The organism is Pseudomonas sp. 2835, from assembly GCF_050435905.1.
Lineage (GTDB): Bacteria > Pseudomonadota > Gammaproteobacteria > Pseudomonadales > Pseudomonadaceae > Aquipseudomonas.
Window position 1 is genome coordinate 339,252 of record NZ_JBNDLE010000004.1, and the last position, 20,342, is coordinate 359,593.

General features: G+C 58.4%; 20 protein-coding genes. 4 read left to right on the top strand and 16 right to left on the bottom strand.

Going from position 1 to position 20,342, the window contains the following annotated elements; all coding sequences use genetic code 11:
- Positions 1-38: 38 nt before the first annotated feature.
- Complete coding sequence (locus ABIE20_RS07930; protein ID WP_429504155.1) at positions 39-1,436, bottom strand: PLP-dependent aminotransferase family protein; 1,398 nt, start codon at positions 1,434-1,436, stop codon at positions 39-41.
- Between the two features lie 111 nt (positions 1,437-1,547).
- Here ABIE20_RS07930 and ABIE20_RS07935 point away from each other — a divergent pair, with 111 nt between their 5' ends.
- Positions 1,548-2,717, top strand: coding sequence for an MFS transporter (locus tag ABIE20_RS07935; RefSeq protein ID WP_429504157.1), 1,170 nt, complete (start codon positions 1,548-1,550; stop codon positions 2,715-2,717).
- Here the strand turns inward: ABIE20_RS07935 and ABIE20_RS07940 are convergent.
- Complete coding sequence (locus tag ABIE20_RS07940; protein ID WP_429504159.1) at positions 2,710-3,471, bottom strand: SDR family oxidoreductase; 762 nt, start codon at positions 3,469-3,471, stop codon at positions 2,710-2,712. The genes ABIE20_RS07935 and ABIE20_RS07940 overlap by 8 nt on opposite strands.
- Positions 3,472-3,701: 230 nt before the next feature.
- Here ABIE20_RS07940 and ABIE20_RS07945 point away from each other — a divergent pair, with 230 nt between their 5' ends.
- The gene (locus tag ABIE20_RS07945) at positions 3,702-4,706 is read left to right on the top strand and encodes an NADP-dependent oxidoreductase (protein ID WP_429504161.1); all 1,005 of its coding nucleotides are present in this window, start codon (positions 3,702-3,704) and stop codon (positions 4,704-4,706) included.
- On the opposite strand, the gene pyrF is transcribed toward ABIE20_RS07945, so the two are convergent.
- Complete coding sequence (pyrF, locus tag ABIE20_RS07950) at positions 4,696-5,397, bottom strand: orotidine-5'-phosphate decarboxylase (protein ID WP_038994059.1); 702 nt, start codon at positions 5,395-5,397, stop codon at positions 4,696-4,698. The two genes, ABIE20_RS07945 and pyrF, sit on opposite strands and share 11 nt — an antisense overlap.
- A gap of 179 nt (positions 5,398-5,576) precedes the next feature.
- On the opposite strand from pyrF, the gene ABIE20_RS07955 reads away from it, so the two are divergent.
- Positions 5,577-5,744, top strand: coding sequence for a DUF2897 family protein (locus ABIE20_RS07955; protein ID WP_010224101.1), 168 nt, complete (start codon positions 5,577-5,579; stop codon positions 5,742-5,744).
- A gap of 30 nt (positions 5,745-5,774) precedes the next feature.
- Here the strand turns inward: ABIE20_RS07955 and ABIE20_RS07960 are convergent, their stop codons facing one another.
- Together ABIE20_RS07960 and ABIE20_RS07965 are read right to left on the bottom strand one after the other, a co-directional pair.
- Positions 5,775-6,569 carry an SDR family NAD(P)-dependent oxidoreductase gene (locus tag ABIE20_RS07960; RefSeq protein ID WP_429504163.1) on the bottom strand — a complete coding sequence of 265 codons (795 nt, stop codon included), beginning with the start codon at positions 6,567-6,569 and terminating at the stop codon, positions 5,775-5,777.
- A gap of 151 nt (positions 6,570-6,720) precedes the next feature.
- On the bottom strand, positions 6,721-7,035 hold the full coding sequence (locus tag ABIE20_RS07965) for a ComEA family DNA-binding protein (RefSeq protein WP_429504165.1): 315 nt from the start codon (positions 7,033-7,035) through the stop codon (positions 6,721-6,723).
- 220 nt (positions 7,036-7,255) lie between these two features.
- Between ABIE20_RS07965 and ABIE20_RS07970 the strand changes: the two genes are divergently transcribed.
- Complete coding sequence (locus ABIE20_RS07970) at positions 7,256-8,557, top strand: hypothetical protein (RefSeq protein ID WP_429504167.1); 1,302 nt, start codon at positions 7,256-7,258, stop codon at positions 8,555-8,557.
- A gap of 82 nt (positions 8,558-8,639) precedes the next feature.
- Here ABIE20_RS07970 and ABIE20_RS07975 read toward each other — a convergent pair whose 3' ends face one another.
- From ABIE20_RS07975 to pseH, 11 genes are all read right to left on the bottom strand, one after another.
- A complete protein-coding gene (locus ABIE20_RS07975) occupies positions 8,640-9,878 on the bottom strand; it encodes an O-antigen ligase family protein (RefSeq protein ID WP_429504168.1) in 1,239 nt (412 codons plus the stop codon).
- Between the two features lie 26 nt (positions 9,879-9,904).
- The gene (locus ABIE20_RS07980) at positions 9,905-11,278 is read right to left on the bottom strand and encodes an undecaprenyl-phosphate glucose phosphotransferase (protein WP_093387385.1); all 1,374 of its coding nucleotides are present in this window, start codon (positions 11,276-11,278) and stop codon (positions 9,905-9,907) included.
- A gap of 194 nt (positions 11,279-11,472) precedes the next feature.
- Entirely contained in the window at positions 11,473-12,600 is a 1,128-nt protein-coding gene (locus ABIE20_RS07985; RefSeq protein WP_429504281.1) for a glycosyltransferase family 4 protein, read from the bottom strand.
- Positions 12,601-12,658: 58 nt separating this feature from the next.
- The gene (locus ABIE20_RS07990) at positions 12,659-13,954 is read right to left on the bottom strand and encodes a hypothetical protein (RefSeq protein WP_429504170.1); all 1,296 of its coding nucleotides are present in this window, start codon (positions 13,952-13,954) and stop codon (positions 12,659-12,661) included.
- Positions 13,951-15,186: a hypothetical protein gene (locus tag ABIE20_RS07995; protein WP_429504171.1), complete on the bottom strand. Its 1,236-nt coding sequence runs from the start codon at positions 15,184-15,186 to the stop codon at positions 13,951-13,953. The genes ABIE20_RS07990 and ABIE20_RS07995 overlap by 4 nt, the downstream gene beginning before the upstream one ends.
- A 2-nt stretch (positions 15,187-15,188) precedes the next feature.
- Positions 15,189-15,938 carry an acyltransferase gene (locus ABIE20_RS08000; RefSeq protein WP_429504173.1) on the bottom strand — a complete coding sequence of 250 codons (750 nt, stop codon included), beginning with the start codon at positions 15,936-15,938 and terminating at the stop codon, positions 15,189-15,191.
- Complete coding sequence (locus tag ABIE20_RS08005) at positions 15,935-17,269, bottom strand: hypothetical protein (RefSeq protein WP_429504175.1); 1,335 nt, start codon at positions 17,267-17,269, stop codon at positions 15,935-15,937. The genes ABIE20_RS08000 and ABIE20_RS08005 overlap by 4 nt, the downstream gene beginning before the upstream one ends.
- Positions 17,270-17,272: 3 nt before the next feature.
- Entirely contained in the window at positions 17,273-17,800 is a 528-nt protein-coding gene (locus tag ABIE20_RS08010) for an acyltransferase (RefSeq protein ID WP_429504177.1), read from the bottom strand.
- Positions 17,797-18,684 (bottom strand): phytanoyl-CoA dioxygenase family protein, encoded by an 888-nt coding sequence (locus ABIE20_RS08015; protein ID WP_213603520.1) that lies wholly within the window; start codon positions 18,682-18,684, stop codon positions 17,797-17,799. The genes ABIE20_RS08010 and ABIE20_RS08015 overlap by 4 nt, the downstream gene beginning before the upstream one ends.
- 48 nt (positions 18,685-18,732) lie before the next feature.
- Positions 18,733-19,791 (bottom strand): pseudaminic acid synthase, encoded by a 1,059-nt coding sequence (gene pseI, locus ABIE20_RS08020; protein WP_249744407.1) that lies wholly within the window; start codon positions 19,789-19,791, stop codon positions 18,733-18,735.
- Positions 19,788-20,342, bottom strand: a complete 555-nt coding sequence (gene pseH / locus ABIE20_RS08025; RefSeq protein ID WP_429504180.1) for a UDP-4-amino-4,6-dideoxy-N-acetyl-beta-L-altrosamine N-acetyltransferase — start codon at positions 20,340-20,342, stop codon at positions 19,788-19,790. Before pseH ends, pseI begins: the two co-directional genes overlap by 4 nt.

Genomic DNA, 20,342 nt, shown 5'->3' on the forward strand with positions numbered 1-20,342 from the left:
CGTCGGAATAATGGCAAAAAGCTACAGTTGCGTCGTTTTCAGGACTGCCGAGGTCGCCCGGCGCGCTGGAAGAATGCCTGCGCCCGCTGGTCCTGGGCATAGGCGACATTGATCCGCAGCCAGTCGCAGGCAGCGCCCTGAGGGTCGAAAGCACTGCCCGGCGCCAACAGTACCGAACAGGCCTGCGCCTCGCGCTGCAGCTCGGCAAAACGGCGCCCCGGGCAGCGCGCCCAGACGAACATGCCGCCATAGGGTTCGGTAAACACCTCCCAGCCACTGGCTTCCAGTTGCCCCAAAGCCTTGGCCATGTGCTGAGCCAGGCGCAAGCGCAGGCGCGCCGTGCTCTTGCGGTAGCTGCCGTTACCGAGCATCTGCGCTACCACTTGTTCGGTAAAGCGCGAAGTGCCCAGGCCGCTGACCATTTTCAACTCCGCCAGGCGGGCGACCAGTTCTGCGCTGGCCACCAGGTAGCCGACCCGTAGCGAACTGCTCAGGGTCTTGGAAAAACTCGCCAGGTAGATCACCCGCTGTTCGCTATCCAGGGTTGCCAGGCGCGTGACCGCACCGCCCTGGAAGTCCGCGTAGATGTCGTCCTCGATGATCAGCAGGTCATGTTCGCGCGCCAGTTCCAGCAAGCGATAGGCGACCTTGGGCGACAGGCTGCTGCCGGTGGGGTTCTGGTACAGGCTGTTGATGTACAGGCAGCGCGGGCGGTGCTGCTTGAGCAGGTCTTCCAGCACCTGCAGATCGGGACCGTGCGGGGTACGCGGCACTTCGAGCATGTCGACTTGATGCTGGCGCAACAGGCTGTACAGGTTGTAGTAACCGGGGCTTTCCACCAGCACCTTGTCGCCGGGCTTGAGCAACGTGCGCACCAGCAGATCGAGCGCATGGCTGGCGCCCTGGGTGGTGAGAATTTGCTCAGGGGCGGCGTCGATACCGATCTGACCCAGGCCCTTGTGCAACTGGGTACGCAGGCTGGCCAGGCCCAGTGGCGGGCAATAGTCGATCAGGTCATCGACCGCGCCACGACTGACCTGACGCACTGCCTGGGCAATCGCCTCGGTGGCGCGCCAGCTGGAGGGCACCCAGCCACAGCACAGCTTGAGCAACTCGCCCGGATCGTCAGTGAATTGCTGCCAGCGGCTGCCGAACGCTTCGTCGCGGATCGGCTGATCGACCAGAGGTGTCTTGAGGCGCTGTTCAGCGACAAAAAATCCGGCGCCATGGCGCGCCTCCAGCCAGCCTGCTGCCACCAGCCGGTCGTAGGCTTCGATCACGCAGGACTGGCTGACGCCCTGCTCCCGGGCCAACTGACGTATCGACGGCAAGCGGCTACCGGGGCGCAAGCGCTGGCCTTCGATCCAGGCCTGCAGTTGCCCAGTCAATTGCTGTACCAGTGGGATGGCGGAGTGACGATCAAGGCTGAGGTGCATGGCAAAGTGTTCGCAGATTTTGTCCGAACAGTTAATCACAAACCCTTGCCAGTGTGCCTTGTGAGGCCCTGCTTATCACCGGATAGTCGGCCCATCGACAAGGAGCCGACCATGCCCACCCAGCGTCACCCTGCCCTACTGGCTTTTGCCCTGTGCCTGATCACCTTTGCGGTGAACCTGCAGGCACCGCTGTACACCGCTTACGCCGATCGCCCCGGTTACGGTGCCGGGGCCACGGCCATGGCGTTCTCCGGGTATGTACTGGGGGTGATTCCGGTGTTGCTGTTGCTGGGTGGCCTGGCCGACCGGGTCGGGCGTCGGCCGCTAATCCTGATCGCCCTGGCACTGTCGATGCTTGCCACCTTGTTGATGCTTTTAGCCCCAGGTCTTGAGACCCTGGGCCTGGCGCGCCTGCTGCTGGGCATCGGCACCGCCCTGGCGTCGGCCACCGGCACCACCTACATGAGCGAACTGATGCACGGCGCAGATAATCACCACGCCGCCACCTGGGTCACCGCCAGCACCTCGCTGGGCTTCGGCCTGGGCGCGGTGCTGACCAGCCTGTTCCTGCTCAGTGGCCCAAGCCTGACACCGGGCAGCTTCTACCTGCACCTGGCGCTGGCCTGCCTGGCGATGCTGGCAGTATGGCAATTGCCCGACCGGCGCCTGGACCCACCTGCCGCCCTGTTACGCCTGCCCTGCTACCCGGCTGGCAGCCTGCCCTACGGTTTGGCAATTCTGCTGGCCTGGGCCTGTGTCGGGCTGGTGATTGCCTTGCTGCCGTCGATCCTCAAACAGCAGGGTTTGGCCAACTGGTCAGGGTTCTCGACCTTTTGCGTGATCAGTTGCGGATTGTTGTTCCAGCCCCTGGCCAAGCGCCTGGCACCAGTGCGGGCCACGGCCATCGGCCTGGCGATACTCCCCTGCAGCTACGCGCTGCTGGCCTGGGGCGCCGACAGCGGCGCGCTGGCGGCAGTGCTGCTGGGCACCGTAGCCGCCAGCAGTGCCTGTTATGGCTTTATTTACCTGGGCGGGCTGTCGGCAGTGAATACCCTGGCCGGCGAGGAAAAAACCCGCGCCAGCGCAGGCTTCTTCCTGTTGGCCTACATGGGCTTCAGCCTGCCTGTGATTCTCACCGGGCTGCTGGTCGATAGCCTCGGGCCGGGTAACGCCCTGCTGGTGTTCGGCCTGGTGCTGCTAGTTGGCTGCCTGCTGGTGGGCCTGGCCCTGGCACGCAGCTACAAGGCACTCACCGTGTCGACACTGGCAACAGTCAAATAGCCGTGGCGCCGCCATCGACTGCCAGGGACTGGCCCGTTGTAAACGCCGCACCATCGCTGCACAGGTAAAGTACCGCACTGGCGATCTCCTCGACCTTGCCGATGCGCCCGACCGGGTGCATGGCTGCAGCGAACTCGGCCTTGCGCGGATCGGCTTCATAGGCGCGGCGGAACATGTCGGTGTCGATCACCGCCGGGCACACCGCGTTGACGCGAATTTTCTTCTTGGCATATTCGATGGCCGCCGACTTGGTAAGGCCGATCACCGCATGCTTGGACGCGCTGTAGATACTCATCTTCGGCGCGGCGCCGAGGCCGGCCACCGACGCCGTGTTGACGATGGCGCCGCCGCCCTGGGCAAGCATCAATGGCAACTGGTACTTCATGCACAACCACACACCCTTGACGTTGACGCCCATGATCGCGTCGAACTCGGCCTCGCTGCCTTCAGCCAGGCGGCCCTGCTCGATCTCGATGCCGGCGTTATTGAAGGCGTAGTCCAGGCGCCCGTAAGCCTCGACCGTGCGCCCCATCAACTGCCGCACATCGGCCTCGCGGGTGACGTTGCAGCTAACGAACAGCGCCTCGCCGCCGCTGTTACGGATCAACTCGACCGTGCCTTCGCCGCCACCCTGATCGAGGTCGACCACCACGACCTTCAACCCTTCGGCGGCAAACGCCAGCGCCGTCGCCCGGCCAATCCCCGCGGCACCACCGGTGACCAGGGCAACCTGGCCGGAAAAACGCATGCTCATCGCTAACTCCTGCAACAAAGTGAGATCAGTGCCGAGGAGTCTAGGCAGCGATCAGCGCCATTGGGCAGCATCATCATGGCGCCGGTTGAAGCACTATCGGCATGGGTGATTATCTTCAGCATCATCGATCACTGCAGTGGATCAGGGTGCATTCGCCAGGCGGGTAGACCTTGCCGTAGAGCCAATCAGGGTCTATCAACAAGCATTGCCCTTCACACGAGAACCTTGCCATGACTGCCCAGACCAATCGCCGCTTCCTCCTGGCCAAACGCCCGACCGGCGCCGTGACCCGCGACGACTTCAGCTACGAACAGGTGCCGGTGAGCGAACCTGGCGAAGGCCAGATTCTGGTAAAAAACCTGTATTTATCCCTGGACCCGGCCATGCGCGGCTGGATGAACGAAGGCAAGTCGTATATTCCGCCCGTGGCCCTGGGCCAGGTGATGCGCGCCCTGGGTGTCGGCGAAGTAATTGCCTCGAAACACCCGGGCTACGCCGTCGGCGATCACGTCAACGGCGCCCTGGGTATCCAGGACTATTTTGTCGGCGAGCCCCAGGGCTTCTACAAGATCGACCCGAAACTGGCGCCGCTGCCGCGCTACCTGTCCGCCCTGGGCATGACCGGCATGACCGCCTACTTCGCCCTGCTCGACGTCGGCACCCCGAAAGAAGGTGAAACCGTGGTGATCTCCGGTGCCGCGGGCGCCGTCGGCAGCATTGCCGGTCAGATCGCCAAGCTCAAGGGTTGCCGCGTAGTGGGCATTGCCGGGAGCAGCGAAAAGTGCCAGTACCTCAAGGGAGAACTGGGCTTTGACGGGGTCATCGATTACAAGGCCGAAGACGTCCTGGAAGGCCTCAAGCGCGAATGCCCGAAAGGCGTCGATGTGTTTTTCGACAACGTCGGCGGCGAGATTCTCGATGCCGTGCTCAGCCGCCTGAACTTCAAGGCGCGGGTGATCATCTGCGGCGCCATCAGCCAGTACAACAACAAGCAGGCGGTCAAAGGCCCGGCCAACTACCTGTCACTGTTGGTCAACCGTGCACGCATGGAAGGCTTCGTGGTCATGGACCATGCCGCCAACTACGGCAAGGCGGCTCAGGAGATCGCCGGCTGGCTGGCAACCGGCAAGGTGAAGAGCAAGGAGGATGTGGTCGAAGGGCTGGAAACCTTCCCCGAGACACTGTTGAAGCTGTTCAGCGGGGAAAATTTCGGCAAGCTGGTGCTTAAGCCCTGATCTCGGCGACCACTGCCGCCAGTGCCTGGGCAGGGTCGGCGGCCTGGCTGATCGGGCGACCGATCACCAGGTAGTCGGAGCCGGCATCCAGGGCCTGGCGCGGGGTCAGGATGCGGCGCTGGTCGTCCTGGGCGCTACCGGCCGGGCGAATCCCCGGGGTCACCAGCTGCAACGACGGGTGCGCGGCCTTCAGCGCCGGCGCCTCCAGGGCCGAGCACACCAGGCCGTCCATGCCGGCCTTCTCGGCCAGGGCCGCCAGGCGCAGCACCTGCTCCTGCGGCTCGATGTCCAGGCCGATACCAGCCAGGTCTTCACGCTCCATACTGGTCAGCACGGTCACGCCGATCAGCAGCGGCTGCGGGCCGCTACGCTGGGCCAGGACCTCACGGCAGGCCGACATCATGCGCAGGCCACCGGAGCAGTGCACGTTGACCATCCACACGCCCATCTCCGCGGCGGCCTTGACGGCCATGGCGGTGGTGTTGGGGATATCGTGGAATTTCAGGTCGAGAAACACTTCGAAGCCCTTCTCGACCAGGGTTTCGACAATGCCCGATGCGCTGCTGGTGAACAGCTCCTTGCCGACCTTGACCCGGCACAGGGCAGGATCGAGCTGATCGGCCAGCTTCAGGGCGGCGTCACGGGTAGGGAAATCCAGGGCGACGATGATGGGCGTCTGGCAGGCGGACATGGGCGGGTCTCTTGGCAAGTCTTGAACGGCGCGCATTGTAAACGAAGCGGCGGCCCGTGGGGGGCCGATGATCGCGAAATGGCCGTGTCCCGCCCCTGCTCCTATAATTGAACCAATGAATGATGCCTTGGCTCCAATTTTATGAAGCCGCGTCATTAGCTGTTTAAAAGGAGAATTACATGCCCTGGTATGCCTGGTTGATTCTGGTGCTCGCGATTGGCTCCATCGTCGGTGGCCTGATGCTGTTGCGCGACACCGCGAAAAAGCTGCCCCTGACCGAGGAGCAGCTTAAACGCGTGCATGAGCGCAATGCCGAGATGGATGCCAAGGATGCGCAGGATCGTTGAGCCTTCTGTACGGCCCGGCAACGCACGGCGTTACTTGTAGCGCGCCGCCGCCGAACTGCGCGAAAGATTCGGCCCCAGCGCATCCCGCGCCTTAATGTATGCCTGCCAATCCGCCGCTAGCGGCAATGAAGGAATGGTCACCAGCTCGTTCTGGTCCAGCCCGCTCAGTGCCGCGTCAACCATCTCCCCTACTTCCATCACCATCTGCGGGTCGATCTGGTTCACGTCAAGGCCTGAACGCTCGAAGATTTCCGTACGGGTCACCCCGGGCAGTACAGCCTGAACCTGTATCCCCTTGTCTTTCAACTCACCGCTCAGCGTCTGGGTCAGACTCAGGACATAGGCCTTGCTCGCGCTGTAGACGGCGTTGAACATTTCCGGCGCCAGGGCCACGACTGAAGCGATGTTGATGAGGGTCCCCCGGCCGGCGTTGGCGAACTGAGCCGCAGCAGCAGAAGCCAGGCGGGTGACAGCGACAATATTGAGTGCGACCAATGCATCGATCTGTTGCGCGGTAACCTCTGCCAGGGTGCCATGCAGGGCGATGCCGGCATTGTTGACCACTACCGCAATGCTGTGGTCGTCACGCAGACGCTTCTCGACCCGGGCAAGGTCGGCGGCTTCGACAAGGTCCGCAGTCAGCACTTCGACATTTACGCCATGACGAGCCTGCAACTCATTCGCCAGCGCCTGCAGGCGTTGGCCGTCCCGTGCGACCAGAAGCAGGTCGTGCCCGCGTGCAGCCAGGCGCTCGGCGTAGACAGCACCGATTCCTGACGATGCACCGGTGACCAGTGCCGTAGTGGTTGATGAAGAATCCGACATGACAGTGATCTCCAAAGGCTCGACGAAAGAGAGGAACAAGTGCGCCAGATAAAAATATTATTATCATAATATTTTATCAACCCGAGCCGACCAAAGGCATCGCACAGCCAAGAAAAAGCCGGTCAATGACCGGCTCCTTCCCTGTGGGTGATCAATTGACCGTGAGCTTGTCCCGATTGCGATCCAGCAGGGCCTTGCCAATACCCTTGATTTCGAGCAGTTCATCCACCGAGGTGAAGGCGCCGTGCTCATCACGGTAGGCGACGATGGCTTCGGCTTTGGTTTTGCCAATGCCGGTCAGGGTGGTTTGCAGGGTTGTGGCATCGGCCTGGTTCAAGTCGAGCTTGGCAACCGGCAAAGTGACCATGGCGGCCGTCGGCTCGACTTGTGGTTGCGTCGCCATTGCCGAAAGCGAGACGGCAGTAAACAGTGGCAGAAAGAGGTACGACAGGACGGTGTTGCGCATGGGGAAACTCCTTGGTTATGAATTTGCAGAGCAGCATTTCCTTGGCTGCTACCGAAACCTAGACCGGCAAGAGAGTCGGCGCAAATGTGTCCACAGCGGATTGTTTTACCAAACAAGTCTCAACAGAATTCGAGCGTAGCTGTAGCACAAACGCTTGTGCAAACGCGCCCCACTACAACAGATGTAGTAAACTCCCGCGCACTTTGTGAGGGGGAGTCAAATGCGTAGAAGGGAATTTATTGTTGGCCTGGGCGTGGTTGCCCTGGCAGGGATCGCCACGAAAGTTATTGTTTCTGGTTCTTCGAATGCACTTAAAACACCAACCGGCATGGACTGGCTGCCGTTTGACTTGCTGGCCCTGAATGCCGATGGAACTGTCGCAGTAAGTAAAGACGCGGCCAAAATCATGGACAAGATTTCCATGCTGCCGTCGGCCGATGCCGAGTCGCTGGCAGCCGGCGCGCATGATCCTTTCCAGATCCGCATCGACAACGGCTCGGGTGCCAGTGCTCGCAGTTTCATTGGCGCCAGCAATCCAAACCAGGGCCCGTTTGACCTGAGCAAGCTGACCGTCGTCCGCGCGCCGGGGCCTGAGCCCAAAGCGCTCGACTGGGCCCAGGGCGGCAAGTTTTACCGCGCGTTGATTCCGGCCGGCTCCGATCCACGGGCCGTTACTGTAACGAATGTGCTGGACGAATACTCCCGGCCAAAGCCGCTGCGCGAACTCGCCGACCTGGAACATGCTGGCGAGGAAGGCTGGTTCTTTGATCAGAAAGAACGCACGCTCTATGTCAGCAAAAAACTTGCAACTAATGTCAACGCACTGAAAGATATCCTCGGCATTGTGTATCGCCAGCCCGGCACTACCACAATGCGCGTACAAGGCGGTGAAGCCTATTTCGAAAACATATTGTTCCTCGGTGTCCTGCCGTGGGTACTGAATGCCTCTGGCCTGGTGTCCAAGGCGGTCTTCAAGAACTGCGCGTTCTGGTATTCCCCGGGTTCAGGTATCGCCAACGAAGGCGGCTATGTTGTTCTAGACAACTGTGAAATCTATCGCAGTCGGGATCATGGCATCAGTTCCCGCAAGAAAGATGACGCGCAACCTAAACATATCGCCATCAACACTCAAGTACGTTATGCCGGGGATATCGACACCCATGGCAATCAGCGCAGTGGCAAAAATGGCATGTCGATGAGCGACGGCGGCCTGGCGGCAGTTCTTGGCTGCGACATTCGACAGTCGCTTGGCACGAACATCGCCGACGGCGGCAGTATCGCTAGCCAGGGGATCTCCTGGTGGTATGGCGTGCATTGCGAAGACAGCCTGAGTGAACACTCGATCAACTTTAGTGTTCAGGGCTCACGTACCGTCTGGATGGAACACTGCAGCGAAGACAATACCCGTGGCATTTCAGTACGGGTTACCGGTGAAGGCTCGGTACTTCGTCACGCCAACAATAGTGTTGGCAAGTACCTAACCGACAATGGCGGTCAAGCTTTACCCTTCAGTGACGCGTGAATACTGACGCCTTGAGACCTTGAAAAAAGTCGCCCATGGGCGACTTTTTTCATGTAGTGAAGGCATCAGCAACGAGGGCCGATCACTCTTTGCCTGTGCAACTTCCGCGGTTTTTGCCCTGATCAGTAACGGCAAGCAGCACTGCCAATGGCAACCAGACTATGGTCCAGTAATCGCCCGGCCGGGTGAAGATCCTCTCGACATCCGTCAGCATGACGATCAGTGCATAACACAGCGCGGGCAATGTAAGGCAGATCAATGGATCACGGCGCATGCTCCAGGCTTTCTTAAATACACAGGCCAACCCCGCCAATAGCAGTCCAAGCGCGATCAGGCCGCTGTCATACACTTGCTGCAAATACAGACTGTGTGCATGAGGTGACACCGTCTTGCCATCTGGCCAATGATAGGCGAAGGGAGTACCAAGCCCGTGCCCGACTAACCAGGAGCCGGACATACTGGAGAAAAAATACTCCCAGATGGGACTACGCCCGGAGAGACGACGCGTCAACAATTCGTTGAGTACATGATCTTTCCAGATCACCGCGACGCCCAGGGACACTAGCAGACCAGCACCAAGAATCCACCACCCAAGTTTTGAACGCTGGAGCAAAATGGCCACCAGACAACTCGCCGCTAAACCGATCCACGCGCCACGCGCGTAGGTCAACAGCACATAAGCTGCAAGCACCAGAAACACCGCCAACCAGGCAACAGCCTTGCGCAACGAAGTTGTTCTATCGACTGCAAGCGCAAACGCCCAGCTGGCTATAGCGCCATGAAACATGCCGGCAGCGACCGGATAGCGATAGTTGGCAAAGTCGCCGATGCCCAGGCGATCCAGGCGAAAGGCTCGGTAGTGCAAGGGGCGGTCCAGCCAATAGAACTGAAAGAACAACGTAGCCAATGCCCCCAGGGCAACGACGATGACCGCAGCGTAGAGCGCCTTGCGAAAGACCTGGGGCGACCCATTGACGAGGATGTGAACCGCAGCCATGAACAAGGCTATGAACACACCGCGCTTGGCCAGCGCCAGAACATCACGCTCACTACCGGTTGCCCACAAACCGGATAAGGCGACCCACACCAGGTAGCTCGACCAGATCCAGTAGCACAAACCAGGCATGCGCACTTTTCTGCTTGCGATGGCGGCTGTTGCATACACCAGGGCCGGCAACAGCAAGAAGAAATACACCTGACTGTTACGCGCGCTCCCTGAGGTCAACCATACCTTGCCACTGATCAGCACGAACAAGCCCAGTGCCAACACCCAGCCTGTCAGGTACCGCCAACGATTGTCATCATTCCAGTAGCTACCCATGGTCAGCACTCACATCAAACCGCCTTCTAGAACGCATTTTTGTTGATAAACCCCTTGAACACGGTGCTGGCAATGATCTTCAGGTCGAGCCACAGCGACCAGTTATCGATGTACCAGAGATCATGCTCCACCCGCTTCTGCATCTTCTCGAGGGTGTCGGTTTCACCACGAAAACCGCTGACCTGAGCCCAACCGGTGATACCCGGCTTGACTTTGTGCCGCTGCATATAAGACTCGACCAGGTCCTTGTAATACTCGTTATGTACCAGTGCATGAGGACGTGGTCCGACCAAGGACATGCGCCCCTGAAGGACATTGAAGAACTGTGGCAGTTCGTCCAGGCTGGTGCGCCGCAAGAACGCGCCCACTTTGGTCACACGCATATCGTTGCGCGTCGCCTGGGTTACGTCCTTGTCATCGTGGACGACCATCGAACGGAACTTGTACACCTTGAAGCGCACCCCATTGATCCCGGTGCGGTACTGCTTGAACAACATCGGGCCAGGCGAGCTGAGCTTGACCACAATACCGATGACGGCACATACCGGCAGGATCATCAAACTGATCAGGCCGCCGACCACCAGATCTTCCAGGCGCTTGACGATCTGCGCCGGCCCGTCGATCGGACTGCAGCTCAAGTCCAGCGAATACAGCCCGGCAATGTAGCTGACACGATGATTGAGCAAGCGGATATCGCCCCACTCCGGAATAAAGCGTACTGCCACCGTGTGATGCCTCAAGGCGTACATTACCGCCTGAATGCCGCCGCCCTCGCTAAGCGGCAAGCACAGCCAGACTTCATGAGCCCCATGCCTTTCAACTTGTTCGACCAGCTCGGCCAACCAGCTTTCGTCTGCCCGATAGTTGAAGGAAGTCGCCACCTTGAAGCCAAACTCGTTCAACTTGCGTGTACGGTTCAGGCGCCGTGCCGTTTCACCACCGGTGTCTACCAGCAAAACAGACTTCAGGTTCATCCCCGAAGATCGCAGCTGGCGCAGGACCAGATAAACGATCACGCGAAACGACAGGCTGAATACTGCGCCCAGAATCAAGGTCGAAGAAAACCATATCCGCGAGTAATTACCCGACACTTTCAAGAAGAATGACAGCGACAACAAGATTCCCGCAGCAAGACACCAGCACGCCAGAAGAATGCCCAGTTGTCGCCAGATGGATACGCCACGTTGCGATCCATAGCCGCCGCCAAAGGTGATACACAGGACAACAACCGCCGCGATCAGCAGTGTCGTGGTGTTGTAGCGGCCCGCCATGTCAAACGTTGTAAATCGATAATCGTGGGCAAGCAAGGAGGCCACAATAACAATCAACATATCCAGCAACGCTACAACGAACGGTACCGGATAGCGCTCTGAAAACGTGGGCTGATAACGATTGATCAGTTCCATACCCTAAACATCCTCCCCCATTCCGGAGCCTGACGGCCTCTTGGCCGCGCCCCGGAAGTCCTATAAAAATGTTGCTTGTTATTGCCCTATGGCGCCTGGGTTCTTTGCCCACGATCGCCATCGATGCAGCCAACCCGAAGTTGACTGGCTACTGGTCTGCTCTCGACAGCACCAGCTTTCATCACACGTTATTGATGGTGTCGCCAGCCAGAAAAAAACGTCTGGCACTTATCATCGACAAAACGCTTGAACCTCTCTCGAAAAATCTCGGGGGCAAATTGTTCGGCATGCGCACGAATGCTTGCCGGATCAAAATCCCCAGCGCTTTCAAACTGGCTGATGGCGGCACAAATCGCAGCCTCGGTCTGCTGATAGAAGAACACCCCGGTTTTACCCTCGACGACGGTTTCGAGGGCACCGCCCTTGCCAAAGGCAATGACCGGCGTGCCGCAAGCCTGGGCCTCGACCGGAGTGATGCCAAAATCCTCCTCGGCAGCGAACACAAATGCCCGACACCGCTGCATATGGTCACGCAGGACCTCGAAAGGCTGATACCCCAGCACCTGCACATTCGGTCCGGCAGCCTGCGTGACTTTATCGAACTGCGGCCCGTCGCCGATCACCACCAGTTTCTTGTCAGGCATGGCACTGAAGGCCCTGACAATCAGGTCCATTTTTTTATAGGGGACCATGCGCGAAGCGGTCAGGTAAAAGTCTTCCTTGCCAGGCGTGAGCGCAAAATCCTGAACATCCACTCCCGGGTAGATGGTGGTCGCCTCACGTTTGTAGACCTTGCCGATACGGCGGCCGATGTAATTGCTGTTGGAAACGAAATGCTCGACGTTGTTGGCCGTGCGCGCGTCCCAGTTGCGAATTTTGAACAGCAGGTAACGGGCCAGCCAGCCCTTGAGCCCTTCACTCTTGTTGGACTCGATCAGGTACTGGTTCTGCAGGTCCCAGGCGTAGCGGATCGGTGAGTGGCAATAACAGATGTGCAACTGGTCAGGCCCGGTCATCACCCCTTTGGCCACCGCGTGGCTGCTGCTGATGATCAGGTCATAACCCGACAGGTCCAGTTGTTCAATCGCCAGTGGCATCAACGGCAAGTACAGTTGATAGCGCTTGCGGGCCTGTGGAAGACGCTGGATGAAGGTCGTCGTGGCAACTTTGCCACCGATCTTCTTACGCTCGGTGTCAGAAAAGAAATCCACCACAGAGAACAGATCTGCCTGAGGCCAGAGACTGATAATTTCAGCCAACACCTTCTCTGCACCCGCGAATGTCACCAGCCAATCATGAACAACCGCTACCCTGATATTCACTACATCACCATCGCAAATTTTCAAAAAATCAATGTGTTGCCGCGACTGCCTGTTACACCGCGTCAGACGCTTTGAACAGCGTTGAATAGAACACGCGGAGTATCAATCCCAGGAGTACTGCGGCAATCATTGCGTACTGTCCGATACCACTGACAAACAGATTGACGACCAGAAAGAACGGCAAGAACGAACAAAAAATCAGGTACATCGGCAACCAGGCAATGCCCTGACGGCTCACGGCCCTGGCTACCAGCCCCAGCGCCACGGCAAAGATCACACACGCCAATGCCCCACCCCAGATGCCAAAGTCATAGACCACGGGCCCGAACAACGTGGTGTACACACCCGGGCGAATGACACCGTCAATCAACACCTCCTCGATATCCCCTTTACCCAGGGCCGACATGATGATCTTGGCGGGAATGTAGAAGCTCTGCAGCCCATAGGTACTGGCGCCATCAACTAACGAGGCCAGATAGAAAAACTCGTACAACCCGTGGGTGATGTATTGAGAAAAGTGGGTCAGCGCATAAATCAGTCCGGCCAGACCCGAGCTGTCGTTCTGCCCCAGATACTCCACGACCTGAGCGCTGGCTGGGGCAAATCGGGCATAACCGGAAAGCTCCATTGACGCTACCGGATCCAGACCCATTTGCTGGGTACGGATCCAGAAGACCATGCCCCCCAGCCAGATAAAAGCAACGGCCAGTGCAAGGCCAAGCAACAGGTTGCGCAGGGAAAGCCTGACATATCCGGTCATCAGTGCAGCAGTCAACGAAGTCGCCATGAACACCACCAGTCCACTTCTGGAGCCCTGCAGGACCATGTCGAAAACGGCAAACAACAGGCAGCAGAACAACATCGGAAAGTGATACCAGCGGCGCGCGCCGGCCACCCGCATCATGCAGATGAAGATGGGTAAGAATAGAAAGAATGAAGACAACACCGCACCGACCAGCGCAATGCTGCCCGAGCCACCGGTGGCAATCAGCTCGCGGTTTTCCATAAAGTCGGAACTGATATTGCCGCCGGCCCGGATAAAGATCCGTTCGATAACCCGAAGTACCAAACCGACGCTCCCAAGGCCATAGACAAGCCACACCAGGCGGCCAATCGAGCGCGCATCACATTCAAGCGTCAGAACTTTCGCCCGGGTCAAGCCAGCCGAAAAAAACAGGGCCAGGAGAAACAGGTAGGCATAGGCCACGAGGATAAAGAGCGAAGACGGGCCGGCTTCATACAGGTAGTCAATCGGGGCAAAAAACCAGATCAACAGACAGCACAAGCCACCCCAAAGAAAAATCCGGTAGGGCGGAAACACCGCAAGCCTTATCAACAACGGTGTCATCGCAAACCCACTTTCAATACGTTTTCCAGCCTGAAGGTGAACAGTTCGAGTTTCACTGCCCAATACAGTTGCATGCCCACAATCATCAGAAAGCCGGCGACCCAGGCCAGCGTGATCAACCCCTTGAAGTTGACCGTCGGTGTCAGGTAACCGATGCCCACAAACAGCACAAACACACTGATCCCAGCGGCGACGCACAGGGTTTGCAAGCCCGGTCGTGCCGCACTGGCCAAAACGCCTTCAAGGCTTGCGCTGGTCGCCCAGAGCACCATCACCAGCGCCATGCTTCTTACCAACCAGCGATCTTCCGATAACGGCCAGGGAAGGCCGAGTTCGGCCCCGGGAACAAACCAGAGCACTGTCGCTATAACGGCCGCAGCCAGGGCAACCAGCGTCACGCAAGCCATGATTGCTGCACTTCTGAATGCGACCGCACTGCCATAGACGCGCCGGAAGAACACAGTGTTGATAAATTGATGCACGACAATGGCAATGGACAGCCAGCGAAATACAATTGAAAACGCCGCAACGGTGGTATCAGAGTCCATTAGCCCGAGCACTATTCGCGGGCCGCCCATGAACGCGCCCATCAACACCCCTCCCAGCAGGAACTTGTAGCTGTGGCGAAATACTCCACGCAACGCACCCAAACGCAGCGCCTCACGCCCGGGCAGTTGCGAGACCTTGAGCAATACCCCGATCATGAGCACGCCACAGAGCGCCATGACCTGCACATAGAAGGCCATGAAGTCCACACCCAGCCAATGTGAGGCCAAGCCAAAAAGCAGGGTGAGATACAGGGCACTCTCGAATATCGACGCCACCGCGCCTTTGCCCAACGCTTTAAGCCGGGCTGAGGTTGCCAGTTGCAGCACGACAAGTGCACTCTGCAAGCCGATAACCGCGGCAGCAGCCAGCGAGGGCTCCGTGACCAGATGAAATGCCAGCCAACTCGCAGCCATGACCGTCGCGCAGGCGATAAGCACATACGCGGTGGCAGTTTGCACACCACTGGCCAAAGGTCCGCCCAAGGTGCCATAGGCGATGACCCCATGCATGCCCAGCGCAAGCATCGGCCCCAGCGCCATCGACACTGATAGCCACCACTCAACCGCACCATACTGGGCATTGCTCAACGTCCAGGCAGCGAGAAACGGCGCGAACAACACCGCTGATTTCGATAACCCGAAAAGACCTGCCTGTACCAGCAGCCGCTTGGCATGGATGAGCAACGCTAGATCCCCGGCTTCTTGTTGTAGACCCGCTCCACCAATCCCTGGACTTCGACTTTGGGATGGCGAGCCATGGCCTGCTCATAATCCAGGGGAATCCAGCGCAGCGGCTGCGCGACATACAGCCCTGGCTTGAGCAACGATTTGGACACGCAGGAAGCGGCTCCGACCGTAACCCCATCGGCGATCGACACGGCTGCATTGACCACTGTCATCGAGCCGATGTAAACGTTGTCACCGATACGCACGCTACCATCGACCCGAAAACGATCCAGGCCCGAAGGCGCGTGCATGTAACCATGCGTCCAGATCTGGCTGCCCGATCCAGCGAGCGTTGAGTAATCGCCAAAGCGAACACTTCGGGTACAGTCGACGATGTGTTTCGAGGTGATTTTCGAGTAGACCCCAAGCCGCATCACTGCCCGACCCCAGGTAACGCCACGGCGTGCCCGGTACACTTTGTTCATGTTGCCAAGTGCTGCATTCGGCAACAGGAACACCCAGATGTCGCCCTTGACCAGGTTGAAGTGCTGAATGTAAGCCGCCGGCCGCATGACCAGGCATTTGCAGTCCAGGTAGTTACCGTGGCCAATCGAAACCCGTTCGCCGAGCATGACCGATTCGGCACGAATCCAGGAAAAACCGATTCGGCACCCGGCACCGATATGCCAGCCCAGGGCGCGCAGGATCATATTCTTCAGGGCACATGCTGGCAGGCATAACCCCAACAGCGACGCCAAGGTGCGTTTCATCTGTGTTGCTCCGCCACTCGAACCAGGTTGTTTGCAATTAGCCGGACATTGTCCTGGTCGAGCACTGCTGGCAACGATGCAGGGTCGGAGACCAGCCCGGCAAAGGTGGTGGTATACAGCTTGCGGACCAACTGGGTTCTGGCCGCATCGTCGGCAAGCGTGAATGTTCCGCTTTCCACGTCCTGGATAACCTGCGAAATCCCTTCGACATCACTCAACTGTACGTATCCTGGCTCGCCGGCAAGCACGCCTGGACCGAATTGAACCAGTGGCTTGCGCGACAAGACCGCCTCCACGGCAATAGTCCCGGTAACGGTACAGATCAGTTTGACGTGCTCGAGCAGGGAACCCATTGCGACTTCGTAGGGAACCGGGATGATATTGTCCACGGATACGATCTGTTCAAGCAGGGCATCGTCCAGTTCATATTTGGTCTTGGGGTTAAGTTTGACCAGCAGCTTCCAGTGGGCGGGAAGCGCTCGTGCCAACGCTGCAATCAACTCGGCCTGGTTACGGAAATCCTGCCCCCACAGGTCGAGGTTGGATTCGGGTTGCATCTGCATTGGGTACAGCAGGTAATGTTGATCGGCATCCAGGCTGAAGCGCTCGCCACTGAGTTGCGCCCAACGCGCCAACCGGCTTTTGACCGCCCTGTCCAGCAGCCACTTTTTAACCGGCGAGGGGGTATTGAACCGCTCACCGCCCACGTAACTTTTGATCAACGTCAGCCGGTTAGGCCACGAGCCGTGCAACGGAAACACCCGTCCCGGGTCCGAAGGCAGCGCCGGGCGCATGTAGTCCGGTACTTTTTCACGTTTACGAATGGCTTCAGCCAACGCGAAACAGTCTTCGTCTGCCGGGCAGTCTGACGACGTGCCAACCGTTTCTTTACTGTCAGCGGCATAGATACTGTAGCGCCCGCCTGGGTAGCCAGGCATGGACGGGTGGAAAAACGCTACGTCGTGGGCCTTGCACCACTCTACCGCCAACAGCTCATGAAAAAGCGTGGCTTCGCCGATGACAAGGTCCGGCTTGGCGTCATCCAGCGCCTGCCAGATGGCCTGCCGGTAGTAGTGGTAGTGGGTAGGCTGACCGCCAAAATAATTGACGAAACGATCTGACTGACGTGTCCGGGTGAACAGATCGTCGCCACCCAGCGGGCTGAAGTCCTTCCCTCGGGGAAAGCCTATCAGCCTGGCCTGACCATGGGCCGGTGCAAAAAGCGGGTTCTGTACAATCCACTGGACATCATGGCCATCAGCAATGAAGCACTTGGCCAGCGCATCCCAGAAATAGGTCTTGTACCTATTTTCTATCAGTACAATATTCATAGGTCAGTAGCTTTCTTTCCGCTCGATAAACCTGAATCCCGATCCGACTACGATCGAGTTTTCCGGGACACTTTTGCTGACCACGACGCCGGCACCAATCACTGAGTTACGGCCAATGGTTACCCCGGCCAGTACGATGCAATGCGCGCCCAGCCAGACCCCGTCTTCGATACAGACCGGCTTCGAGACATGCTGATAGGGCAACGGACCATTGATATCCAGGGAGGCCGTTTCAATATGCACACCCTGGGAAAGGCGCACTTCACTCCCCAGGTGCACAGGTGATTTTGCCCCGATAACGCAATCGGGACTGATCATGACCCGGCCATGAAACTTGATGTTCTCGGGGTACTTCAGGACGACACTCCAGTGACAGTTGCTACCGCGTGGAATATCGGCGACAGCCCTGATTTTGACAAAGGTCCAGAACCGTCCCAGCAGATCAACCACATGAATCATCGCGCGCACCAGCGCCCTGACCAACGACAGTCGGAAAAAGCTTTCGAACAAGCGCTTCAGCGTGCCTTTCATTTGACGTACAACCGATTGATATAATTATCCAGGGGCGCACCCAGCTCGACGCTTACCGGTGCATATTCGTAAATACCTATGGGATGCAGTGAATACTGCGCCTGAAACAGCAACCGTGGCTTATGCGTCGGCAGTTGCCCCTTGTGCAGGCCAAAGGTGTTTTCCAGGAAGGCACTGCCCTGCTCTCCGGTAAAGTACTTGATCCCGTCTTGACCAAAGGCCTCGATCACTTCTGAATCGCTGTAACGTCGGATCTTGTTGAAACCATCATGTTTGTGACTGCCCGGCACGAAGACGTGGGGACCGGCGCCTTCGTCGACATCTGAAAGGTAGATAAACAACTTGATGAAACGCAGGTCATCAACATCGCGGTGAAAGCACTCGGCCTCCTGTGGGGTGTCATGACCGGGGTAAGACCACCACACGCTGAGGTTCGACAATGTCGGTTTGGCGCCCAGCCAGTTTTCAACAATCGCCAGCACGCGACTGTCGTTGGCCCATTTCAACGCCCATGGCGACTGCGCGATATCGGAATTGAGGAATGGCGCGGTATGGCAATCTGCAGGCGGATGCGCGGGATCGAACAACCCCGACGCCGCATTCCAGCGGTCGAATGCCTGCTTGTCCTGGAAGTATTCCTTCATCTGGGCAACCTGGTCGGAGGTGACCAGGTCGTCGAGCATGACATAACCGTTGCGGCCTAGTTCGCCCAGTTCATGTTGCGGCAATGGGCTCGAAGAAGACTTGGCTGGAAGTCGCTTGCAGGCCACCTCGGAAAGCGCTTCGCGGTGACCAGGCCTGGTGATCAGGCGCTGGGTAAAAAAGGCCAGCCGACGAAACGGATAGACCCTTCCGACAATCTTCTTCAATGTACTCCCAGCCATTTTCAACTCCTTGAACTACGGGTTCGAGCCCAGCGTGCACCGGGTTATTCAGTCAACATCGAGAGAGGCAAAATCGACAGGTGTGTTTTCCAGCACCGCAGTCTTTACTCGCTTGCCAACAACGTCATCGAAGTATTTCGGCGCAACACCACGCCCTGGACGGACGCTGCGGATCGCATCGGCGGTAACCACATCACCTGCGGCCAGTGACTTGACGAAGTAGAGCGAGCGACGAAACTGCACATTGCCCTGCTCGCTGGATTTGCGCGCGTAGTTGACGTCACCCAGTGCCGCCCACGCGGTTTTGCTGTCCTGACACAGCGCCTTGAGCTCCAGTGGCTCCAGCGAGAAACTGTCGTCCGGTCCTCCACCCTTGCGATCCAGGGTGAAATGCTTCTCGACGATCGAAGCGCCCAAGGTAACGGCGGCAATCGCAGTGGTGTTGTCCAGGGTGTGATCGGAAAGCCCGGTGACCAAACCAAAACGGCGAACCATGTCGGGAATGGTGCGCAAGTTGTATTCCGCAGCCGGCGCCGGATAGCCGCTGACACAATGAAGAATTGCCAGCTCCTTGCAGCCGCCCTCACGCGCGGCCTCGATCGCTTCGCTGATCTCTTCGGCATCGGCCATGCCGGTAGAAATGATCATGGGTTTGCCAGTGCCAGCCACATATTTGATCAATGGCAGGTCGATTGCCTCGAAGGAGGCAATCTTGTAAGCCGGGGCATTCAGGCTTTCCAGCAAGTCGACGGCAGTAAAGTCAAAGGGCGAACTGAAAATGGTGATGCCCAGTTTGCGGGCATGCTCGAACAACGGCTGGTGCCACTCCCAGGGCATCTGCGCCTCCAGATAGAGGTCGTACAGGGTACGGCCATCCCACAGCCCCCCGTGAATGCGGAACTCTTCAGCATCGCTGTTCAGCGTGATGGTATCTGCGGTGTAAGTTTGCAGCTTGACCGCATCGGCGCCGGCTTTCTTCGCTTCCTCGATGATCCTCATTGCTGTTTCGAGCTTGCCATTATGGTTGGCAGACAGCTCGGCAATGATGTAAGGCGCATGCGCGGCACCGATTGCCCGCCCTGCAATGGATATCATCGGATTCATCATTGGCCTCGAATTAATTTATTCAGTTTTTCTTGCATGACATCACGGTGCATATCCCACTCACGGGACAGCAGCGCCAGCCTGTATATATCGACGTACGCGTCGTCCACACGGTGCTGCTCGCGAAAAATGCCTTCCACCTGGAAGGCGAACTTCTGGTGAAGCTTGATGACGGCACTGTTGAATGCCAGCACCTCGCAATTGAGCTTGTTCAGCTGCAGCACGTTGAACGCATGCTCCAGCGCGAGAAACTCCATACGGCTGCCAGTGCCCTTGGAGGCATCCGGGGCGGCATAGAACGCCCAGCTGGCATTGGCGCTGTGGGTGTCGATGTCGGTGAAGCCGACAATCCCCGCAGCCCCCCCCTGCCACTCGTACATGAAGTACTGCTGGTCCTGGCGCTGCTGCAAGCGTTGCCACCATGCCAGGTGTTCCTGCTCGCTGATTACATGCCGGGTGTACATGTTGGCCCGCACGGCGGGTGCGTTTCGCCACTCAAGCATCAGGCCGACTTCGTCAGCCTCGATATTTCGCAGTTTTCCAAATGCCTGCAC

Bases quoted from the DNA above. Each gene is read 5' to 3' on its own strand.
- ABIE20_RS08005 (WP_429504175.1), bottom strand. From the start codon at position 17,269: ATGAATATTGTACTGATAGAAAATAGGTACAAGACCTATTTCTGGGAT.
- ABIE20_RS07960 (WP_429504163.1), bottom strand. From the start codon at position 6,569: ATGTCGGATTCTTCATCAACCACTACGGCACTGGTCACCGGTGCATCG.
- ABIE20_RS07945 (WP_429504161.1), top strand. From the start codon at position 3,702: ATGACTGCCCAGACCAATCGCCGCTTCCTCCTGGCCAAACGCCCGACC.
- pseI (WP_249744407.1), bottom strand. From the start codon at position 19,791: ATGATGAATCCGATGATATCCATTGCAGGGCGGGCAATCGGTGCCGCG.
- ABIE20_RS08015 (WP_213603520.1), bottom strand. From the start codon at position 18,684: ATGGCTGGGAGTACATTGAAGAAGATTGTCGGAAGGGTCTATCCGTTT.
- ABIE20_RS07955 (WP_010224101.1), top strand. From the start codon at position 5,577: ATGCCCTGGTATGCCTGGTTGATTCTGGTGCTCGCGATTGGCTCCATC.
- ABIE20_RS08010 (WP_429504177.1), bottom strand. From the start codon at position 17,800: ATGAAAGGCACGCTGAAGCGCTTGTTCGAAAGCTTTTTCCGACTGTCG.
- ABIE20_RS07965 (WP_429504165.1), bottom strand. From the start codon at position 7,035: ATGCGCAACACCGTCCTGTCGTACCTCTTTCTGCCACTGTTTACTGCC.
- ABIE20_RS07935 (WP_429504157.1), top strand. From the start codon at position 1,548: ATGCCCACCCAGCGTCACCCTGCCCTACTGGCTTTTGCCCTGTGCCTG.
- ABIE20_RS07975 (WP_429504168.1), bottom strand. From the start codon at position 9,878: ATGGGTAGCTACTGGAATGATGACAATCGTTGGCGGTACCTGACAGGC.
- ABIE20_RS07930 (WP_429504155.1), bottom strand. From the start codon at position 1,436: ATGCACCTCAGCCTTGATCGTCACTCCGCCATCCCACTGGTACAGCAA.
- ABIE20_RS07970 (WP_429504167.1), top strand. From the start codon at position 7,256: ATGCGTAGAAGGGAATTTATTGTTGGCCTGGGCGTGGTTGCCCTGGCA.
- ABIE20_RS08000 (WP_429504173.1), bottom strand. From the start codon at position 15,938: ATGAAACGCACCTTGGCGTCGCTGTTGGGGTTATGCCTGCCAGCATGT.
- ABIE20_RS07940 (WP_429504159.1), bottom strand. From the start codon at position 3,471: ATGAGCATGCGTTTTTCCGGCCAGGTTGCCCTGGTCACCGGTGGTGCC.
- pyrF (WP_038994059.1), bottom strand. From the start codon at position 5,397: ATGTCCGCCTGCCAGACGCCCATCATCGTCGCCCTGGATTTCCCTACC.
- ABIE20_RS07990 (WP_429504170.1), bottom strand. From the start codon at position 13,954: ATGACACCGTTGTTGATAAGGCTTGCGGTGTTTCCGCCCTACCGGATT.